The 17,009-nt window shown below is 51.1% G+C and carries 17 protein-coding genes; 4 read left to right on the top strand and 13 right to left on the bottom strand.

What is annotated here, in order from left to right; all coding sequences use genetic code 11:
* Window positions 1-17 precede the first annotated feature (17 nt).
* Window positions 18-893: a DMT family transporter gene (locus WKR14_RS01375; RefSeq protein WP_101057321.1), complete on the bottom strand. Its 876-nt coding sequence runs from the start codon at window positions 891-893 to the stop codon at window positions 18-20.
* 122 nt (window positions 894-1,015) lie between these two features.
* On the opposite strand from WKR14_RS01375, the gene WKR14_RS01370 reads away from it, so the two are divergent.
* The gene (locus tag WKR14_RS01370; protein WP_101057323.1) at window positions 1,016-1,906 is read left to right on the top strand and encodes a LysR substrate-binding domain-containing protein; all 891 of its coding nucleotides are present in this window, start codon (window positions 1,016-1,018) and stop codon (window positions 1,904-1,906) included.
* 57 nt (window positions 1,907-1,963) lie between these two features.
* Here the strand turns inward: WKR14_RS01370 and trpS are convergent, their stop codons facing one another.
* The 3 genes from trpS to rpe are packed head-to-tail and all read right to left on the bottom strand — an operon-like array spanning window position 1,964 to window position 4,335.
* Window positions 1,964-2,968: a tryptophan--tRNA ligase gene (gene trpS / locus WKR14_RS01365; RefSeq protein ID WP_025011602.1), complete on the bottom strand. Its 1,005-nt coding sequence runs from the start codon at window positions 2,966-2,968 to the stop codon at window positions 1,964-1,966.
* An 8-nt stretch (window positions 2,969-2,976) separates the two neighbouring features.
* Window positions 2,977-3,663 (bottom strand): phosphoglycolate phosphatase, encoded by a 687-nt coding sequence (locus WKR14_RS01360; protein ID WP_283103281.1) that lies wholly within the window; start codon window positions 3,661-3,663, stop codon window positions 2,977-2,979.
* A gap of 3 nt (window positions 3,664-3,666) precedes the next feature.
* Complete coding sequence (gene rpe / locus WKR14_RS01355; RefSeq protein ID WP_039035991.1) at window positions 3,667-4,335, bottom strand: ribulose-phosphate 3-epimerase; 669 nt, start codon at window positions 4,333-4,335, stop codon at window positions 3,667-3,669.
* Between the two features lie 192 nt (window positions 4,336-4,527).
* Between rpe and WKR14_RS01350 the strand changes: the two genes are divergently transcribed.
* Both WKR14_RS01350 and WKR14_RS01345 read left to right on the top strand, forming a co-directional pair.
* Window positions 4,528-4,878 carry a hypothetical protein gene (locus WKR14_RS01350; protein WP_101057325.1) on the top strand — a complete coding sequence of 117 codons (351 nt, stop codon included), beginning with the start codon at window positions 4,528-4,530 and terminating at the stop codon, window positions 4,876-4,878.
* Window positions 4,879-5,067 (top strand): DUF2970 domain-containing protein, encoded by a 189-nt coding sequence (locus WKR14_RS01345; protein ID WP_101057327.1) that lies wholly within the window; start codon window positions 4,879-4,881, stop codon window positions 5,065-5,067.
* 19 nt (window positions 5,068-5,086) lie between these two features.
* Here the strand turns inward: WKR14_RS01345 and WKR14_RS01340 are convergent, their stop codons facing one another.
* The 9 genes from WKR14_RS01340 to WKR14_RS01300 all read right to left on the bottom strand — a co-directional run bounded on the left by WKR14_RS01340 (window position 5,087) and on the right by WKR14_RS01300 (window position 14,260).
* Window positions 5,087-5,926, bottom strand: a complete 840-nt coding sequence (locus WKR14_RS01340; RefSeq protein WP_101057329.1) for a Dam family site-specific DNA-(adenine-N6)-methyltransferase — start codon at window positions 5,924-5,926, stop codon at window positions 5,087-5,089.
* 48 nt (window positions 5,927-5,974) lie between these two features.
* Complete coding sequence (locus WKR14_RS01335) at window positions 5,975-7,450, bottom strand: AAA family ATPase (RefSeq protein WP_339087238.1); 1,476 nt, start codon at window positions 7,448-7,450, stop codon at window positions 5,975-5,977.
* A gap of 16 nt (window positions 7,451-7,466) precedes the next feature.
* Window positions 7,467-8,543: a 3-dehydroquinate synthase gene (gene aroB, locus WKR14_RS01330; protein ID WP_226565724.1), complete on the bottom strand. Its 1,077-nt coding sequence runs from the start codon at window positions 8,541-8,543 to the stop codon at window positions 7,467-7,469.
* A gap of 8 nt (window positions 8,544-8,551) precedes the next feature.
* A complete protein-coding gene (aroK, locus tag WKR14_RS01325; protein ID WP_025011596.1) occupies window positions 8,552-9,067 on the bottom strand; it encodes a shikimate kinase AroK in 516 nt (171 codons plus the stop codon).
* Between the two features lie 330 nt (window positions 9,068-9,397).
* Complete coding sequence (locus WKR14_RS01320) at window positions 9,398-11,404, bottom strand: type IV pilus secretin PilQ (RefSeq protein ID WP_373296865.1); 2,007 nt, start codon at window positions 11,402-11,404, stop codon at window positions 9,398-9,400.
* A gap of 69 nt (window positions 11,405-11,473) precedes the next feature.
* Entirely contained in the window at window positions 11,474-11,992 is a 519-nt protein-coding gene (locus WKR14_RS01315) for a pilus assembly protein PilP (RefSeq protein WP_039035984.1), read from the bottom strand.
* Entirely contained in the window at window positions 11,989-12,609 is a 621-nt protein-coding gene (locus tag WKR14_RS01310; RefSeq protein ID WP_039035983.1) for a type 4a pilus biogenesis protein PilO, read from the bottom strand. Before WKR14_RS01310 ends, WKR14_RS01315 begins: the two co-directional genes overlap by 4 nt.
* A complete protein-coding gene (locus WKR14_RS01305) occupies window positions 12,606-13,193 on the bottom strand; it encodes a PilN domain-containing protein (protein WP_039035982.1) in 588 nt (195 codons plus the stop codon). Before WKR14_RS01305 ends, WKR14_RS01310 begins: the two co-directional genes overlap by 4 nt.
* Window positions 13,181-14,260: a pilus assembly protein PilM gene (locus WKR14_RS01300; RefSeq protein ID WP_101057337.1), complete on the bottom strand. Its 1,080-nt coding sequence runs from the start codon at window positions 14,258-14,260 to the stop codon at window positions 13,181-13,183. Before WKR14_RS01300 ends, WKR14_RS01305 begins: the two co-directional genes overlap by 13 nt.
* A gap of 182 nt (window positions 14,261-14,442) precedes the next feature.
* Between WKR14_RS01300 and WKR14_RS01295 the strand changes: the two genes are divergently transcribed.
* Complete coding sequence (locus WKR14_RS01295; protein WP_339087236.1) at window positions 14,443-16,977, top strand: PBP1A family penicillin-binding protein; 2,535 nt, start codon at window positions 14,443-14,445, stop codon at window positions 16,975-16,977.
* The last annotated feature ends 32 nt before the right edge of the window (window positions 16,978-17,009 follow it).

Below are 17,009 nucleotides of genomic sequence, written 5' to 3'. Positions count from 1 at the left end.
ATGCAAACAAGAGCCGGTTATACCGGCTCTTGTGCTTTCAGTTCACGGGTTTTCATCAGCTTGGCAATGGCAGGCAGGCACAAGGTTGGCAGCACCACCAATGCGGCCCCAACCCAACTCAGGGTATCCAGCCACTCATCGAACAGCAGCCAACCCAGGAAGACGATAAAGATCAGTCCACTATATTCAGCCACGGCAATTTCACTGGCCTTGGCCCTGCGATAAGCCAGAACACAGAACCAGTGATACGCCAGCAGGAAAGCATTGGATAACAGCGCCACCCCAAGTAGTTGCCAACTGAGCCCGGCCAATTGCTGCGACAGTGCCACCAACAGAGTCAGCGGTAGACTCAGCAGGTTGTAACAGAGCAAAGTCAGGCTGGCGGCCTCAGTACTGGGCAGCTTTCGCAGACTCATCTGGTTCAAGGAGAAGGTAAAGGCCGAAACCAACACAGCGATACCGGCAAGTTCCAGCTCACTGGGTTTTAGGATCAACAAGATACCGACAAATCCCAGCGCGGCAATACCCCACTGCAACGGCGTGATCTTTTCCTTCAAAAATACGGCGCCGAGCACCATTATCATCAATGGCGCCGAATAGAATAGCGAGCTGACAGTCGCCAAGGGCAGCGCCATCAGGCCAATAATCAAAAAGAGCGCGCCAACAGCTCCTGTGTTGGCACGCCAAAGGTGGAGCTTAAAATGAGAGGTGCCCGGGCGACCGGCCTTGATCCATAAAGGCAGCAACATAAGTACCGCCGTTACCTGGCGCACCAGCAGAAAGGTCGCCGCATTGGCATCATCCGGCAACCATTTGACCGACACATCATAAAATGCACTGAAGAGATTTCCTACGGTCAATAAAATCAAACCGATAGCTACGGTTCTCTGCATCTTGGTTACCCTGAACGACTCTCAATCGGCGGCATCATATCCGGGTTAAAAACCAAATTGAAATGATGTTTTTTACCTATAAATGAATTAAATTCATACTAAATATCAAAACAGAGTCGCCAATGCGAAAACTTCCCCCTTTGAGAGCGCTGCAGGTGTTCGAAGCGGCAGCACGCCAGAGCCATTTTTCCCGCGCTGCCGAAGAGCTTTGTATCACCCAGAGCGCCGTATCCCACCAGGTCAGGTTGTTAGAGGAACACTTTGACGAGCCTCTGTTTCTGCGTCAGGGGCGCAGCCTTAAACTGTCACCCAAGGGGGAGATCCTCTACGAAGAACTGGAGCGAATATTCAACGAACTGGCTGACCTTGGCCGTTTGTTCGGCGAGCCCAATCGTGAGCTGAAACTGGCGGTTTACAGCTCTTTTGCGGTTAAATGGTTGATCCCCAGACTCAGCGACTTTCGCCGCCGTCACCCCGAGGTACAGATAAGGCTGGAGATGGTGGCCCAAGATCCCGAGCTCAGCGACAGTGTAGCCGATCTCTTTATCAGCGGAGGTCTCAAACGACGGGGATACTGGCAGACTGTGCTGCACAAGGAACGGCTTATTCCGGTTTGTAGCCCACAGTTACCGCCCAGAGCCGGACAAATAACGATTCAGAGTCTGCAGCAGTATCCACTGTTGACCGTGGATGAAGGCCCACTGGGACTGGACTGGAACCGCTGGGCCGAGGCCAACGCCGTAACTCTGACCCCCAATCACAGGCAGCATATTTTCAGCCATGTGTTGATGGCCATAGAAGCGGCTATTGCCGGTCAAGGCATAGCACTGGCGTCAGACTTTATGGTGGAGGATGATATTGCCAGCGGCCGTTTGATAGAAGCTGAACTGCCGGACGTGCACACAGGGTTTGAATTCACTTTTTGCTGTAAAGAGCGGCGCCTCAAAGAGCCGGCCATTGCGGCCTTTGCCGATTGGCTGATGTTGATGGCAAGCCAGCCGCAACCGCAGTAACTCGAACGCAGCCACAAAAAAGCCGACCTTGTAGGTCGGCTCTCAAGATTGGCGGAATTACACCAGCAAACCTATCTTCTCATAGACTTTCTTCACTGTGACTTCGGCGCGGGCCTGGGCCTTTTCGGCGCCCTGCTTCATCACAGACTCCAGGAAGGCTCTGTCTTCGCGGAACTCACGGAAGCGTTGTTGCAGTGGCTCCAACATACCAACCACGGCTTCACCGGCAGCCACTTTCAAATGGCCGTACATCTTGCCTTCAAACTCGGCTTCCAGTTCGGCTATGCTCTGGCCTGTCACCCCGGACATCAGGCTCAGCAGGTTGGACACCCCAGGCTTGTTGTCTATATCGAAACGCACCACAGGTGGCTCGTCACTGTCGGTCATCGCCTTTTTCAACTTCTTCATCACCGCCTTGGGATCTTCCAGCAGGCCGATGACATTGTTGCGGTTGTCATCTGACTTGGACATCTTCTTGGTGGGATCCTGCAGCGACATCACCTTGGCACCCAGCTCAGGGATAAAAGGCTCAGGCACAGTGAAGGTGTCACCATAAGCGTTATTGAAGCGGGTGGCGATATCCCGGGTCAATTCCAGATGCTGTTTCTGATCCTGACCGACAGGGATCTCATTGGCCTGGTACAGCAGGATATCGGCCGCCATCAGCACAGGATAACCGAACAACCCGACGTTGATATTGTTGGCGTGCTTTTGCGACTTGTCCTTGAACTGAGTCATGCGGCTCAGTTCCCCCATCTGGGTGTAACAGTTCAGTACCCAGCCCAGTTGAGTGTGCTGCGGCACCTGTGACTGAATGAATACTGTGCTCTTCTTGGGATCGACACCACAGGCAAGGTACAGCGCCAATGTGTCCAGGCAAGCTTCACGCAAGGCATTGGGGTCCTGGCGCACAGTGATGGCGTGCAGATCCACCACACAATAGAGGCAATCATGGCTGTCCTGCATGGCTACCCACTGACGCAGGGCACCCATGTAGTTACCTATGGTCAACTCGCCTGAGGGCTGGGCACCGCTCAATACTATGGGTTTGGGACTGCTCATGAATTTCATTACTCCGATTGCTGTGGCGGCAAATGCGCCAAAATTTGCTCAAAATGATCGCATACGGCATCTGGGCCGCAAAGCCCAATATCTTCACCGTAGTTGTAGCCATAGGTCAAGCCGATTGAGGCAATACCTGCAGCTTTCGCCGCCAGAACGTCGTTACGGGAATCACCCACCATCAACATCTGCTGAGGCTGCAACTGCCATTTCTCCAGCAGATGAGTCAATGGCAAGGGATCCGGCTTCATCTTGGTGAGAGAATCTCCGCCGAGAATTTCACTGAAGAACGACTCAATACCAAAAGCCTGCAATAAGGGGATGGTAAAGCGATAAGGCTTGTTGGTGACCACAGCCAGCCTGAAACCTCTTTGCTGCAGAGTTCTGAGCACAGACTCAACCCCGGGATACAGCTTGCTGTAACGCTCAAGGCAGGCTTCATAATGCTTCATAAATACCGGCATGGCATCGGCCATGACAGAGGCATCCGGTTCAGCTCCCAGGCTCGAGGTCAGCGCGCGGCGCATCAACATCTCTGTGCCATTGCCAACCCAGCTGCGTACCTGATCTTCAGTGCAACCACGCAGTCCCATATCGGCAAGTGTCGCTTGGGTCGCGGCGGCCAAGTCCGGCACACTGTCAACCAGAGTGCCATCCAAATCAAAGGCGATCGCGCTGATACTGCTTGCGATCATAACTTACACTCCCGCCAGTTCGCTGCGCATTTGGTCGATAACCGCCTTATAGTCAGGCTGGCTAAAGATGGCTGAACCGGCAACAAACATGTCGGCGCCAGCAGCAGCAATTTCGGCTATATTGTCCACCTTAACACCACCGTCGACCTCCAGACGGATATCGCGGCCACTCTCATCAATACGGCGACGTACTTCGGCCAGTTTGTCCAGTGTCGATGGAATAAATGACTGACCACCAAACCCAGGGTTAACCGACATCAGCAAAATCACATCCAGCTTATCCATCACATAGTCCAGGTAGTGCAGCGGCGTGGCAGGGTTGAATACCAAGCCGGCCTTGCAGCCGTGGTCACGGATGAGTTGCACTGTGCGGTCCACATGCTCGCTGGCTTCAGGATGGAAAGTGATAATAGAAGCCCCCGCCTTGGCAAAATCAGGCACTATGCGGTCAACCGGCTTCACCATCAGGTGCACATCGATTTCGGCGGTAATGCCATAGTCACGTAACGCCTTACAGACCATGGGGCCTATGGTCAGGTTAGGTACATAATGGTTGTCCATCACATCGAAGTGAACCACGTCGGCCCCCGCATCCAATACGGCTTTAACATCATCACCCAGACGGGCGAAATCGGCAGACAGAATGGAAGGAGCAATAAGATATGGGCGCATAGCAATCTCACAGGATGTTTAAGAAGTCGCCTATTTTACCCGCCAAGGCGCTCGGGCTCTATAGCCTGGCGCCCATTTCTACCGTTGAAAAGCATCATAAGTTGGAATAAGGTTGTTACTTGGTAAAAAGCTGTTCAATTTATCAACGGCTTTGTTATAATCGACCGATGTCACATTTGGGGATGGAACAGGATGAACCAGAAACCGCAGGTTTTCACACACAGCATTAAGTCAGCAGTCATACTCGCTGCCGCCGCTGGCGTGGTGGGAGCGACTGCCGTTGGCTTCCAAAGCCTGGGTTCTTCCACGAACAATCTGGCCTGTAGCTACAGCCAGGAAAATGACTACAATCCCAGTCTGCCTTCCAGCCATCCCAATAATCGCTGTGCGACTCAGGAAGATGACTTGAGTTGGAGGGGATGGTTCAGCGGCAAGAGTCGTTCGGGTCAGTTCCATTTTGTCGACTTGATGGAGTTGCTGCACGGCCATCAACGCAAACCGGTTGACGATATCGCCCCGGCAAATTCCAACAACGGTTTTTAGATGCTTGGCCGCTACTGGCGTTACCTTTACAGTACGCTGGCAGCCTTCTTCGGGGTGCAGAGTGAGTCCAATCGTGCCAGGGACTTCAGCGCCAATTCCTCTCCGCTTCCCTACATAATCACAGGCGTGTTGCTGGCAGCATTCTTGGTGGTTGGACTATTGCTGCTGGTAAATCGAGTACTCGCCTGATTGCCGTGGGCAGCAAGCGTCAGTCGTTTTCGTTGTGATAGGTTTCGTCGTACAAAGCCATCAGTTCATTCACCTTGGTTCTGGTGCTGCCCTTCTGGCTGATGTTACGCTGCACCTGAATCGTTTCCATTCTCGAGCCATGATAAAGCTCACGGGTCAGCGGAATATCATGGTTGCTGATAAGCACTGGAATGCCACGCTCAATGGCGGTATGACGAGAGTGCCTGGCCAGCAGCGCCTGATCATCCAAAGAGAAGCCAGCCCCAACATAAGTAGTAAAGCTGGCGGTGGTTGATAGGGGGGCGTATGGCGGATCGCAATAAATTACATCACCGCTTTGGGCCAGGGCAAACGCCTGCTCGTAGCCAATACAGCGAAATTCGGCATTTTGTGCCTTGACGGCAAAGCCACGTATTTCCTTCTCGGGGAAATACGGTTTCTTGTAGGAACCGAAGGGCACATTGAATGAGCCTTTACGGTTGTAACGACATAAGCCATTAAAACCAAAACGATTGAGATAGAGAAAATAGATAGCTCTATCGAAGGGATCGCGACTACGGTTGAATTTATCTCGGATCAGATAGTATTGCTCTTTGTCGTTCATCTGCGGTACAAACAACTCGGCCGCCGCCCCTATGTATGCTTCCGGACGAGTCTGAATGATGGAGTAGAGATCGATCAGATCACGATTGATATCGCACAGCAGGTAACTGGGGTAATCTGTGTTGAGGAACACAGAACCGGCACCGACAAAGGGCTCGACCAGGCGCTCGCCCTTGGGCAAGTGCTGAGTCAGGGCATCAACCAGTTTAAATTTACCACCGGCCCACTTGAGAAAGGCTCTTTGTTTTTTCTTCATTAAAATTGATCGGTGCCCGGAAAAACGAAAGTGAGGATTGTACTCGGTTTAAGATGAAATTTCACTGTTACTTAGGCCAGCTTGTAAGCGATAGTGTTGCAGTGATTGCCAGGACTTAATCAAAGGTTGAGGCAGGTCCAAAGACAGCTGCAATACCTTCCCGGCTTCGATGGCCTCTTGCTTGCTGGCATATTCTCCTACCAATACCACCCACCAATCCTTATGTTTGGCCACTCTGACATTTTTCACTTTTTTCAGCTTAATCATAAATGTCGTCAGTGAAGACTCGCGTTTCAGACTTACCAATTGCAAGGTGTAACCTTGTGTCGGTAGCACGCCGGCACTGGGCTCTTGTTCAAGCTCAGATTGAGCTTGAGTTTCCTGCGCTTCATTATTCATAGAGGCAGAGGCAGCCTCTTTGACCTGCGGCTTTTGGGTAACAGGAGCGGTTTTTACATCCAGCGCCGCTTTGGCATCGCTGAGCAGTTCAGAACCAGTTTCCGGCTCTGGGGTCGACTGACTATCCGCTTGGGACTCTGTTTTCTGAGCTGGTTTCGGGTCTTGCTGCGAGTCAATCGCTGGTGAAACAAGGCTCTGGCTTCGCGGTTGTTCAAGACGAATATATACAGGAGCCGAGCTGAGAACTTTCGAGGCCGATTCCGATTCATTATCGAGCCAGCGCTCGGCAAATTGGCTTAAGGGAGTTGTCCTATGTTCCAGTACCAAGGCAGACTTGGTCAGTTCGGGCAGAGGCTCGGTCGAACGCAACAGATACCAGCAGAGCAGTGCCAAACAACTCAGCACAGCAAGGCTCGATATCAGTAAGGTCTTCCACGGGAATACCCTTGGTCTCGGCGGCTCACCGTTCAAGGCCAACTCCAGCAATGCCAAAACCTCGGCCGGTGTCCCTTGTTGCCGCTCCAATTGCTTGACCACTATGGCCCGAGGCGTAAAAGTATGCACCGCACTGCGGGTCAACAAAGTTTGATACAGCCCTTCACGCTCGGCCAGAGAAAGCGGCTCAAGCTTAACCGGCAATACCTGCGGTTTCTGTGCTTTAGGCAGTTGCAGCTGTAACTGCTCGGCAAATTCCGGAGAGACAGAACAGGTCAGCGTGATAGCTTCACCTCTGGCCTGTAGCTGAGTCAACAACAAACACTCGGCCCAGAGCACCAGCGGCATGTTGTCGGCATCGTCGATCAAAATGTGGATAGGCTTGCGCATCTCACCCAGATAACGCAGCAGGGTATCGGCCAGGGGTTGTTCGTCGTCAAACAGAGGATCGGGCAGTAGTTGGATCAGCAACTTGCGCCTTATTTCGGCGGCATCCGCATGTTGAGGACAAGTGACCAACGCCAGATTATGCTCATCGAGCACATTGGCCAAGGCGGTCAACAGCCGTGTCTTACCGGCTCCAACCTGCCCCTGCAACAAAACCAGCTGCTGACCGTAACAGGCCAGATGCTGTAATCTTTGTAACAGTGCCTCTTGCGAGGGCAGGAGAAGTTCTTCGGTTGCCACCATTGTCACCCATCAAGGTTCAAGCGCGGCAGATCACCTGTTCAAGTAGGGATTCCGGCACTTGAGCAAAAATACCGGCCTGCCCCATATCAGTGGGCAAAACCAAGCGAATTTGCCCAGCCAAAACTTTTTTGTCACGCCGCATATGTTTGATAAAGCTTTCAAAATCCATGGACTCTGGTGCAGTTATCGGTAAGTCGAACGCCTGTAGCAGCGCCCTGATGCGACAGAGAATTGACTCGTCAATCAGTTCCATGGCTTTTGCCGTTTGTGCAGCAAGGACTGTGCCAGCGGCAACCGCTTCACCATGAAGCCAATTACCATAGCCCATTTCGGCCTCAATGGCATGACCAAAGGTATGCCCCAGATTCAACAGGGCACGAACCCCTTGCTCTGTCTCATCTTCGGCAACCACTTCGGCTTTTATCTCACAGCAGCGACGGATAGCATAAGCCAGCGCCTCTGGCTGCTGCGACTTGAGTGACTCGACATTGTTTTCGAGCCACAGGAAAAAATCAGCATCCCAAATGATGCCGTATTTGATCACTTCGGCCATACCGGCGGAAAATTCACGTGCCGGCAGAGTCTTCAGGCACAGGGTATCTATCAGCACAAGTTGTGGCTGATAAAAAGCGCCTATCATATTCTTGCCCAGCGGATGATTGACCGCTGTTTTGCCGCCCACAGAGGAATCGACCTGAGACAGAAGCGTAGTGGGGATCTGGATAAAGTCCACGCCCCGCTGATAACAGGCGGCAGCGAAGCCGACCATATCACCAATAACTCCACCACCGAGTGCCACCAGCACCACATCACGACCGCAGTTGTGCTCAAGCAAAGCCGTAAATACGCTTTCGAGCTGTGCCAATGTCTTGAACTGCTCACCATCGGGCAAAATATGAGCAAAAACCTGAGCCGCGGGCAGCAGAAGACGCTGCAAGGGTTGCAGATACAGAGGAGCTACTGTGTCATTGGAGACAATGAGGACCTTTTTCCCCGAGATGCTCGCCGTAAGACAATCGCTCTGGGCCAACAGACCCTGGCCAATGAAGATAGGATAACTACGTTCACCTAAATCAACCCGGATCTGTTGCATCTTGCGTCCTAGAAACCTAATTGTTCAATGATTTGATTGGCCACCACTTTGGCGCTTTGTTCGTCTGTCTTGACGATAACATCGGCGATTTCCTCATAGAGAGGATTACGCACGTCTGCCAGTGCTTCCAACACTTCACGAGGGTTATCGACCTGCAGCAAGGGGCGACGCTTGTCGCGCTGAGTGCGGGCCACTTGTTTATCGATAGTGGTTTCCAAATACACCACAATACCGCGGGCAGAGAGGAAGTTGCGGATATCTTTGCTTTGAACTGAGCCACCACCGGTTGCCAGAACTATGCCTTGTTTCTCGGTCAGATCGGAAATCACCTGAGCCTCGCGGCGACGGAAACCTTCTTCGCCTTCAACGTCAAATACCCAGGCAATGTCAGCGCCGGTGCGATTTTCAATCTCTTGATCTGAATCGTGGAATTCCAAGTGCAGCATTTGTGCCAGATGACGACCTATGGTGCTCTTGCCTGCGCCCATAGGGCCTACCAGAAAAATATTACGTTTTTCAGCCATTTCTTGTACGTCTGAATCTTATGAAAAGTTTGCCGAATGTCGACTTACTATCAAATCGACGGGATTTGTTACCTTGCTCTTATGAGACTTGACCGGGGATTATCTCAGCTTAAGGACATTCAAGGCAAGTAATGCCGACTATTAAAGCCAAATTTCCCCGCGCCCAAACATCAAAGCCAGCGACTGGCACTGGCTTTGGTTGAGGTTTTACAGGTTTGGAAAAAACTTAGGCAGACCCTGGCATGGCCTCAATCAGATGCCTTGAACGCCAATTGCAGTCCAAACCACGCTCTACAAAAGAGAACGTCACGAGGACTTATCGCACCTTCCCTAAATTTCTTCAGTTACTATCTTGGGCGTTACGAAGATCAACAGCTCCTGGCGCTCATTCTTGTCCGAAGTATTACGGAACAGGAAACCGACCAGGGGAATATCCCCCAATACAGGCACCTTGCTGACCCGGCTGATCAAGTTCTGTTGATAAATCCCCCCCAGCACTATGGTTTCACCATTGTCCACCAACACTTGGGTACCAATGCGCTGGGTATCGATGGAAACAGCTTCTCCCAGCGGAGTCTGTACTATCTTACCTTGGGAATCCTGAGTGATTTCCAGATCCAGTATCACACGATTATCCGGGGTAATTTGTGGTGTTACCCGTAGCGACAATACCGCTTTCTTGAACTGTACTGTAGCCGCGCCACTGGAAGCCGATTCCACATAAGGGATCTCGACACCCTGCTCAATATAAGCGGCTTTCTGATTTGAGGTGGTAATTCTGGGGCTGGCGATAATTTCACCCTTATTTTCCTGCTCCAGCGCACTCAATTCCAAATCCAAAACAGTACCGTCGGCCAGTTTGGCAACATGGAAAGCTATGCTGGCAGCATTGCTAGGAGCCGCCGGCAGGTTCACATTGAGACGATCGCCTATGGATGGAATGGTGCCGTTGGTAATGTCCTGAGCGCCTTCCAAACTACCCGAGGTACCTTTATTGCCTTGCTGATCTGTAATCCCCCACCGGATACCCAAATCCTCAGCAACATCATCCTTAACCGTGACCATACGACTTTCAATCAACACCTGACGAATAGGCACGTCCAGCACTTCAATCAATTTGTGCACATTTTCCAGAATATCGGCTGTGTCTTTAACCAGCAGAGTGTTGGTTCTTTCGTCCACGGCAACTGTGCCACGTTTGGACAATAGGCTTGAGCCTTCTCCCCTCAACAAGCTGGCAATCTCGGTGGCCTTGGCATAGTTCACCTGCAAATATTCCGAGTAAAGTGGCGCCAACTCTTCAGAGACTTTTTTCTTGTTCTTGAGCTGGTTTTCTTCACGTATGGCAAGCTCCTCAGCCGGCGCTACCATAAGAATGTTACCTTCGATTCGCTTATCCAACCCCTTGGTCTGCAGGATAAGATCCAGCGCCTGATCCCAAGGTACGTCATCCAGTCTCAGGGTGATACTACCTTCGACTGTATCACTGGTCACCAGGTTGAAGTCGTTGTAATCGGCAATAATCTGTAGCACGGTTCTGACAGAAATATTCTGGAAATTGAGCGACAGAGTCTTGCCCGAGTATTTCTTCTCTTCTTCCAACTGAACTGCACGCTCGACCTCGGTCATCGCCAAGGTGAACATATTACCGTCTTGTTTGTAGTTGTATTCGTAGTCGCCCTTGATATCGATCAGGATTCGACTGGTCAGATCCTCTTTGAAGGTCTCAAAACTCTTCACCGGGGTGGCAAAGTCTTGTACATCCATAACATAAAGCATGTCAGATGGAATATCTGTGTTGTACAGCTTCAGTTCCAGCCTGGAACCGACCTGCTCCACATTGGCGGCAACCGATGAGTTACGCAGCTCAACCAGCAGTTCGCCACCCTTATCCCCCAAGCGACGGAAATCGATATTTTTTATGCTATTAACAAACGGACTACTGGCCTTGCTCTGGGGCTCCATGACTTCATCATTGACAGTCAAACGATAGACGTTACCCACGGCCTTACCCTGATAAGGTTTCACTTTTTTCAGTGCCAAAACCAGTTGCAACTTGTCGCCGTCCTGCATGCTGGACAGCTGCTCAACCCCGGCAGTGTTAATAGGGATCTGTGCTTTTTCCAGCGCAGAAATACTGTCGCTGAAGTCCAACTGGATACTGGCAGGATCAGCATTCAAATTGATTTCCGGCTCAGATATCGGCTTGTCAAACACCAACTCCAATTCCAGTTGATGATCCACAATGGCATGGTACTTAACATCCACCAGCTTGTTGGAAGCATCAGCATAGGGACTGAGCCCCAGGATGAGTAAGCTGCCCAGGACATACTGCATCCATTTGGCTGCATTTTTTAGGGTGATATTCGCGGCAGAAGATTCCATTATTCCCTCATCCTTCGCTTGTTATTCTCCGGTCAATTCCAGGCTGCTGTTGCGCTCTGTCCAGCAGCCGGAACCGTCCGGTACTAATTCAATGATATCGATATACTGTGCTGACACTTTAGCTATCCGGCCATGATAGAGTCCCAAATACTCACCGACTCCCATGCGATAGACATTGCCATCGGTCGTTTCCACCAAGGCCCAAACCACCTTGTCTTCACTCAAGGTGCCTCGCATCTTGAGATTATCCAGAGCATAGGTTTCGAGACGGCCCTTGCGACGCTTGAGATCCGGTTGCAGGCAGTCCTTGGTGGTGTCTATCACCTCTTCCGTCAGCTCTCGGGAAGGCGGTACAAAGGGGCTACGCATCATATCGGCCTGATAATCAAAGTGCTCAAACTGAGGCGGCTCTTTCAGCGGCGGGATTGGAGCAACCGGCTGGGCCTTGGTGCTGGTAACAAAGTCCTCAAGATCCGCTCTGTCACCGATACAGCCACTCAGCAATAGCACCGCAGCGGTCAGGGTAATGAGTCGTTTCATTTACCTTTCCCCTTAGCCTTCTCCGGCGGTAATTCCGTTCCTTCTTTAAATCTGTAGGTCTTGGCAAGGATCTCCATCGCCAAGATGCCCGATGGGTCACGCTTAATAACAAAATCATGCAGACTGACAATCCGCGGCAGCTTGGCAACTCCGCCGACCATGTGGCCCAGTTGGTGATAATCGCCGGTCACGGCCATACGTATCGGGAATTCAATGTAGAAGTCCCGCTGGATCTCAGCGTCCCAATCCAGACTTTGGATCTTCAACCCGGCATCTGTAGCCACATAGGTCAAGTCATCGAGTAAACCCGGCATTTCGTTTTCAGATGGCAGCATCTTCAGCAATTCGGCAAATTGCGCTTCCATCTGCACCAACTGCTCCCGATATAATTTCAGGTTAGCGGCCAAAAGATACTTTTGCTTGAAATCATCACGCAGTTGTTGCTCTTTAACTTGTTCAGACTGATAGATATCTATGGCATCTGAAACAAACAGATAATAGCCACCAACGAACACCAGAATTGCCAGCAAGCCGGCAAACACAGCCTTGACCTGAGTCGGCCAAGCGCCGATATTCTCCATGTCCAGGTCATTGAACTGGCTCAAATCGAAACTCATTTGCCCGCTCCTTTCGCCATCTGTGCCGTCCCCTCAAGCCGGTTTGCTCCCTTAATACTGACCTTGAGACTGAAGCGTTGCAGCTCTCTGAGTTCTTCCTGCTGAGAAACTATCGACTGCATACTCGGGTCCTGAAGCCACTCTGATGCTTTAATTTTTCGCATCATGTTGGCGACATTGTTATTGGACTCACTGCGGCCTTCGATCCAGATCAGGCTGCCTTTCTTTTCTATGCTGGAAAGATAGATGCCTGGCGGAATAACCCGTACCAGCTCATCCAATACGTGGGTTGGCAAATTACGCGCCTGTTGCAGGTTAAGAATAATCTCGGTGCGACGTTCAATATCCTTTTTGCGCTGTTTGATCTTGGTAATCTCAGCTATCTGCTTGTCTAGCAAACTAATTTCTGATTGAAGATAAGCATTTCGCTGACGTTGGTCCTCTGTCATCAAACCGATAAAGTTCAGTGCCATGTAAACCAACAACGCGGCGCCAATAAAAACAGCAGCCAAAATCCCTATATAGTCACGTTTCTGTTTTTCCCTGGCTTCTTCGCGCCATGGTAATAAATTTATGTTCGCCATTGACCATAACTCCTCAGCGCCAGGCCGCAGGCCACCATGTATTTACTGATATGGGGTTGCAGGGCATTTTTTACTGAATCGTCTGCATGCAAACTTCCCTGAAAGGGGTCGGCAATTATAGTATGAACACCTAATTCATTGGTCAGAAGATTAGCCATACCTTCTAATTTGGAAGTGCCGCCACAAAGCACCAAATGATCGACTTTATCTTTACCACTGGAAGTGCAATATATTTGCAGCGTGCGTTTTATTTGTTGCAATAATTGCGTTTGGAATGGCGATAACACCTCAAACATATAATTGCGAGGTAGATCACCTTCTATCTTGGCCTTTTCCGCCTGTTCATAGGACATGCCGTAAAAAGACAATATAGATTGAGTGAAGAGTTCACCACCAAACGCCTGTTCGCGGATAAAGGCCGTTTCCCCTTTTTCCACTACCGCGAAGGTAGTCATATTGGCACCAATATCAACTAAAGCGACCACCTGATCTGCCGCGCCGTCCGGCAGCTGTCCCAAGACCAATTCAAGGGAACGGCCTAAAGCATAACCTTCTACATCAACGACTTTGGGCTCAAGGTCAACACTGTCCAGCGCATCGATTCTGGCATCGATATTTTCGGTTCGGCAAGCACTGAGCAAAACATCAACCTTACTGGGATCTGTCTTGTTAACGCTCAGCGTCTCAAAATCAATACTGACTTCATCAAGTGAATAGGGAATAAGGTTATCCGCTTCAATCTCAATCTGTGCCTCCATTTCCACCTCACTCAGAGAGGCATCCATGTAGATGACTTTAGTCATTACGGCTGATCCGGATACAGCTACGGAAGCAAATTTAGTTGCTTTGGGCAATTGCTTCTTGAGCTGTTTCATTGCTTCAATGACAGCTTCAGGATCGCGAATATCATGATCATTGATGGCCCCTTTTTTAACAGGAGCTACGGCATAAGCCTGGATTTTATAACCATCGCCTGTCTTGCCCAGCAGGATTGCCTTGACCTCGTGAGAACCGATGTCAATACCCACCATTTGCGGAGCCTGACGCTTCCATAGATTCGAAAGCATAGTCCTTTGTCACTTTGTTATTGTTAGGTTTTAGAGTAGCACATTTTCAAATTGTTACGCCTCTTTGTATAAAATGTTTGAGCACATTACAACGGCTAATTTTTTGACGCTGCCTTTTTGCTTCACCCTGCACAAAACGCCTTATATACTATTGTGCCCGCAGCAAGTTTTGGAATAATCTCGTGAAGTGGTTAAAACGTATACTCATAGCTCTATTTAGTCTGGCCCTTTTGGGGGTTGCAGCTATCGTTGGAGCCTACTTCTACGTCCTCCCCGAACTCCCGGATGTCGCCACACTCAAGACAGTGCAACTGCAAACGCCACTAAGGGTTTATTCCAGTGACGGCAAGCTGATCTCACAATTCGGTGAAAAGCGCAGGATCCCGTTGGAATTGGCCGATGTGCCAAAACCGTTATTGCAGGCCTTCCTGGCAACCGAAGATTCACGTTTTTATGAACACAAAGGCGTCGATCCCATAGGGGTAGCGCGGGCCGCACTGGTTATGCTGGCCACCGGCGAAAAAAAGCAGGGCGCCAGTACCATTACCATGCAGGTGGCCAGGAACTTCTTCCTGACCCGAGACAAGACAATTATTCGTAAAGTCAAAGAGATATTTATCTCTATCCACATAGAGCAGCTGCTGACTAAAGATGAGATTCTGGAGCTCTATGTCAACCGTATCTATCTTGGACAGCGGGCCTACGGGGTTGGCGCCGCGGCTCAAGTTTATTATGGCAAGGAAGTCAAAGACTTGACGCTTGCTGAAATGGCAGTTATCGCCGGCTTGCCAAAAGCCCCTTCAACACTCAACCCTATCACCTCCCCCAGCCGAGCTTTGACCCGTCGTAACCTGGTGCTCAACCGTATGCTGGAGGTCGGCTATATCACCCAGAGTGAATATAACGAAGCCAGTGCTCAACCTATTACCGCCAAATACCATGGCGCCGAAATCGATCTCTACGCCCCCTATATTTCAGAGATGGCCAGAGATTATATGGTGCAAAAATACGGTGAAGAGGAAGCCTATACCGGTGGGTACGATGTTTACACCAGCATAGACTCATCACTGCAGTTAAAAGCCCAGAAGGCACTGCGCAACAATGTCTACGCCTATGATGAACGCCATGGCTATCGAGGTCCTGAAGCGGTTCTATGGACAGACAAACAACCTGATGAGAGCGAGTTGATTGCTACTCTGAAGAAAACCATGCCCATTCAAGAGCTCAGGCCTGCCGCCGTATTGCAAGTAGAGGAACAGCAGGCACAGGTCCTGCTCGCCTCGGGAGAAAAGCTCACTCTGCCTTGGGATGGCCTCAAATGGGCCCGCAAATTTATCAGTGACAAACGCCAGAGCGCACCACCGAAGAAAGCCGAACAGTTCCTGAAAGTAGGCGAGCAGATTTGGGTACGTCATAACGGCGATATCTGGCAATTGGCTCAGGTGCCTCAGGTTGCCAGCGCCATAGTCTCGATAGATCCTAAAGATGGTGCAATTCAGGCACTGGTCGGTGGTTATAGCTTCAGTCAGAGCCAGTACAACCGGGTAACTCAGGCCAAGCGTCAGTTGGGCTCCAACATAAAACCTTTCCTATATGCTACGGCGCTGGAGAAAGGCTATACCCTGGCGACACTGATCAACAACGCGCCTATCAACAAACCGGATCTCAGCCAAGGTACGGCTTGGCGTCCCAAGAACTCACCCGACGTATACGGCGGCCCCACCAGGCTGCGTCTGGGGCTGGCCCAGTCTATCAACGTGATGTCGGTGAGAACCCTACGCTATGTTGGACTGGATGCCGCCATCGACAAACTGGTGCAATTTGGTTTCGATGCCAAAGAGCTCAACCGCAACGAGTCTCTGGCGCTGGGTTCGCCATCGGCAACACCTTTGCAGGTGGTCACAGCCTTCTCGACCTTCGCCAACGGGGGTTATCTGGTTGAGCCTTACTTCATCAAACGGATCCAGAATGCTCAGGGCGAAATCCTTGAGCTGGCTCATCCTGCCCTGGCCTGCGACGCGCCACTTAAGCCTGAAGAAGATATGGCGGATAACGCGATAACCAATTTGACTATGCAAGAGCCGCAGCAGCCCCTGGTTCAGGAAGATCCTTTCAGCTGTGACAGCCCAAGTGCACGTCACGCCAAGCAAGTGATCAGCGAGCAGACCGCATTCCTGATCACCGATGCCCTCAAGAGTGTTATCTGGGGTGGCGGTAACTGGAGCAAGGGCACTGGCTGGAACGGTACCGCCTGGCGCGCCGCCAGAGTGGTCAAACGCCATGACATAGCCGGTAAAACGGGAACAACCAACGAATCGCGGGACACCTGGTTCAGTGGCTACAATCCTAAGCTTGCCACCACTGTCTGGGTCGGCTTCGATGACCATGGCCGTGAGCTGGGACGTACCGCCTGGAATGCCAGCGGCGCCAAAGATCAGATTTCTGGGGCCGAATCCGGTGCCAAGACCGCGGGCCCAGGCTGGAACGAGTTTATGCGCGATGCCCTGGAAGGAACGCCGGAAGAACCCAGCATTCCTCCGGCTGGAATCGTTTCGGTGCGTATTGATTTGGATAGCGGCAAGCTGTCACGTAAGACAGACTACACCAGCGACTTCGAGTACTTTATTCAGGGTACCGAACCCAAGGAATACGCCACTGGCGCCGAAGATGACAGCGACATCTTTATCGAAACACCGCCAGAAGAGCTGTTCCAGTAACAGTCTGTTTAACACCGTCTGCTAAACATTAA

The organism is Shewanella chilikensis, assembly GCF_037953065.1.
Classification (GTDB): Bacteria; Pseudomonadota; Gammaproteobacteria; order Enterobacterales; family Shewanellaceae; genus Shewanella; species Shewanella chilikensis.
This window is presented reverse-complemented; position numbering and strand designations above follow the sequence as displayed.

What these genes read in the sequence shown, in the direction of transcription:
- trpS (WP_025011602.1), bottom strand. Translation starts at nt 2,968, where the DNA reads ATGAGCAGTCCCAAACCCATAGTATTGAGCGGTGCCCAGCCCTCAGGC.
- WKR14_RS01345 (WP_101057327.1), top strand. Translation starts at nt 4,879, where the DNA reads ATGCTTGGCCGCTACTGGCGTTACCTTTACAGTACGCTGGCAGCCTTC.
- aroB (WP_226565724.1), bottom strand. Translation starts at nt 8,543, where the DNA reads ATGCAACAGATCCGGGTTGATTTAGGTGAACGTAGTTATCCTATCTTC.
- WKR14_RS01300 (WP_101057337.1), bottom strand. Translation starts at nt 14,260, where the DNA reads ATGCTTTCGAATCTATGGAAGCGTCAGGCTCCGCAAATGGTGGGTATT.
- WKR14_RS01305 (WP_039035982.1), bottom strand. Translation starts at nt 13,193, where the DNA reads ATGGCGAACATAAATTTATTACCATGGCGCGAAGAAGCCAGGGAAAAA.
- WKR14_RS01350 (WP_101057325.1), top strand. Translation starts at nt 4,528, where the DNA reads ATGAACCAGAAACCGCAGGTTTTCACACACAGCATTAAGTCAGCAGTC.
- WKR14_RS01315 (WP_039035984.1), bottom strand. Translation starts at nt 11,992, where the DNA reads ATGAAACGACTCATTACCCTGACCGCTGCGGTGCTATTGCTGAGTGGC.
- WKR14_RS01360 (WP_283103281.1), bottom strand. Translation starts at nt 3,663, where the DNA reads ATGATCGCAAGCAGTATCAGCGCGATCGCCTTTGATTTGGATGGCACT.
- WKR14_RS01370 (WP_101057323.1), top strand. Translation starts at nt 1,016, where the DNA reads ATGCGAAAACTTCCCCCTTTGAGAGCGCTGCAGGTGTTCGAAGCGGCA.
- WKR14_RS01340 (WP_101057329.1), bottom strand. Translation starts at nt 5,926, where the DNA reads ATGAAGAAAAAACAAAGAGCCTTTCTCAAGTGGGCCGGTGGTAAATTT.
- rpe (WP_039035991.1), bottom strand. Translation starts at nt 4,335, where the DNA reads ATGCGCCCATATCTTATTGCTCCTTCCATTCTGTCTGCCGATTTCGCC.
- WKR14_RS01320 (WP_373296865.1), bottom strand. Translation starts at nt 11,404, where the DNA reads ATGCAGTATGTCCTGGGCAGCTTACTCATCCTGGGGCTCAGTCCCTAT.
- WKR14_RS01335 (WP_339087238.1), bottom strand. Translation starts at nt 7,450, where the DNA reads ATGGTGGCAACCGAAGAACTTCTCCTGCCCTCGCAAGAGGCACTGTTA.
- WKR14_RS01375 (WP_101057321.1), bottom strand. Translation starts at nt 893, where the DNA reads ATGCAGAGAACCGTAGCTATCGGTTTGATTTTATTGACCGTAGGAAAT.
- aroK (WP_025011596.1), bottom strand. Translation starts at nt 9,067, where the DNA reads ATGGCTGAAAAACGTAATATTTTTCTGGTAGGCCCTATGGGCGCAGGC.
- WKR14_RS01310 (WP_039035983.1), bottom strand. Translation starts at nt 12,609, where the DNA reads ATGAGTTTCGATTTGAGCCAGTTCAATGACCTGGACATGGAGAATATC.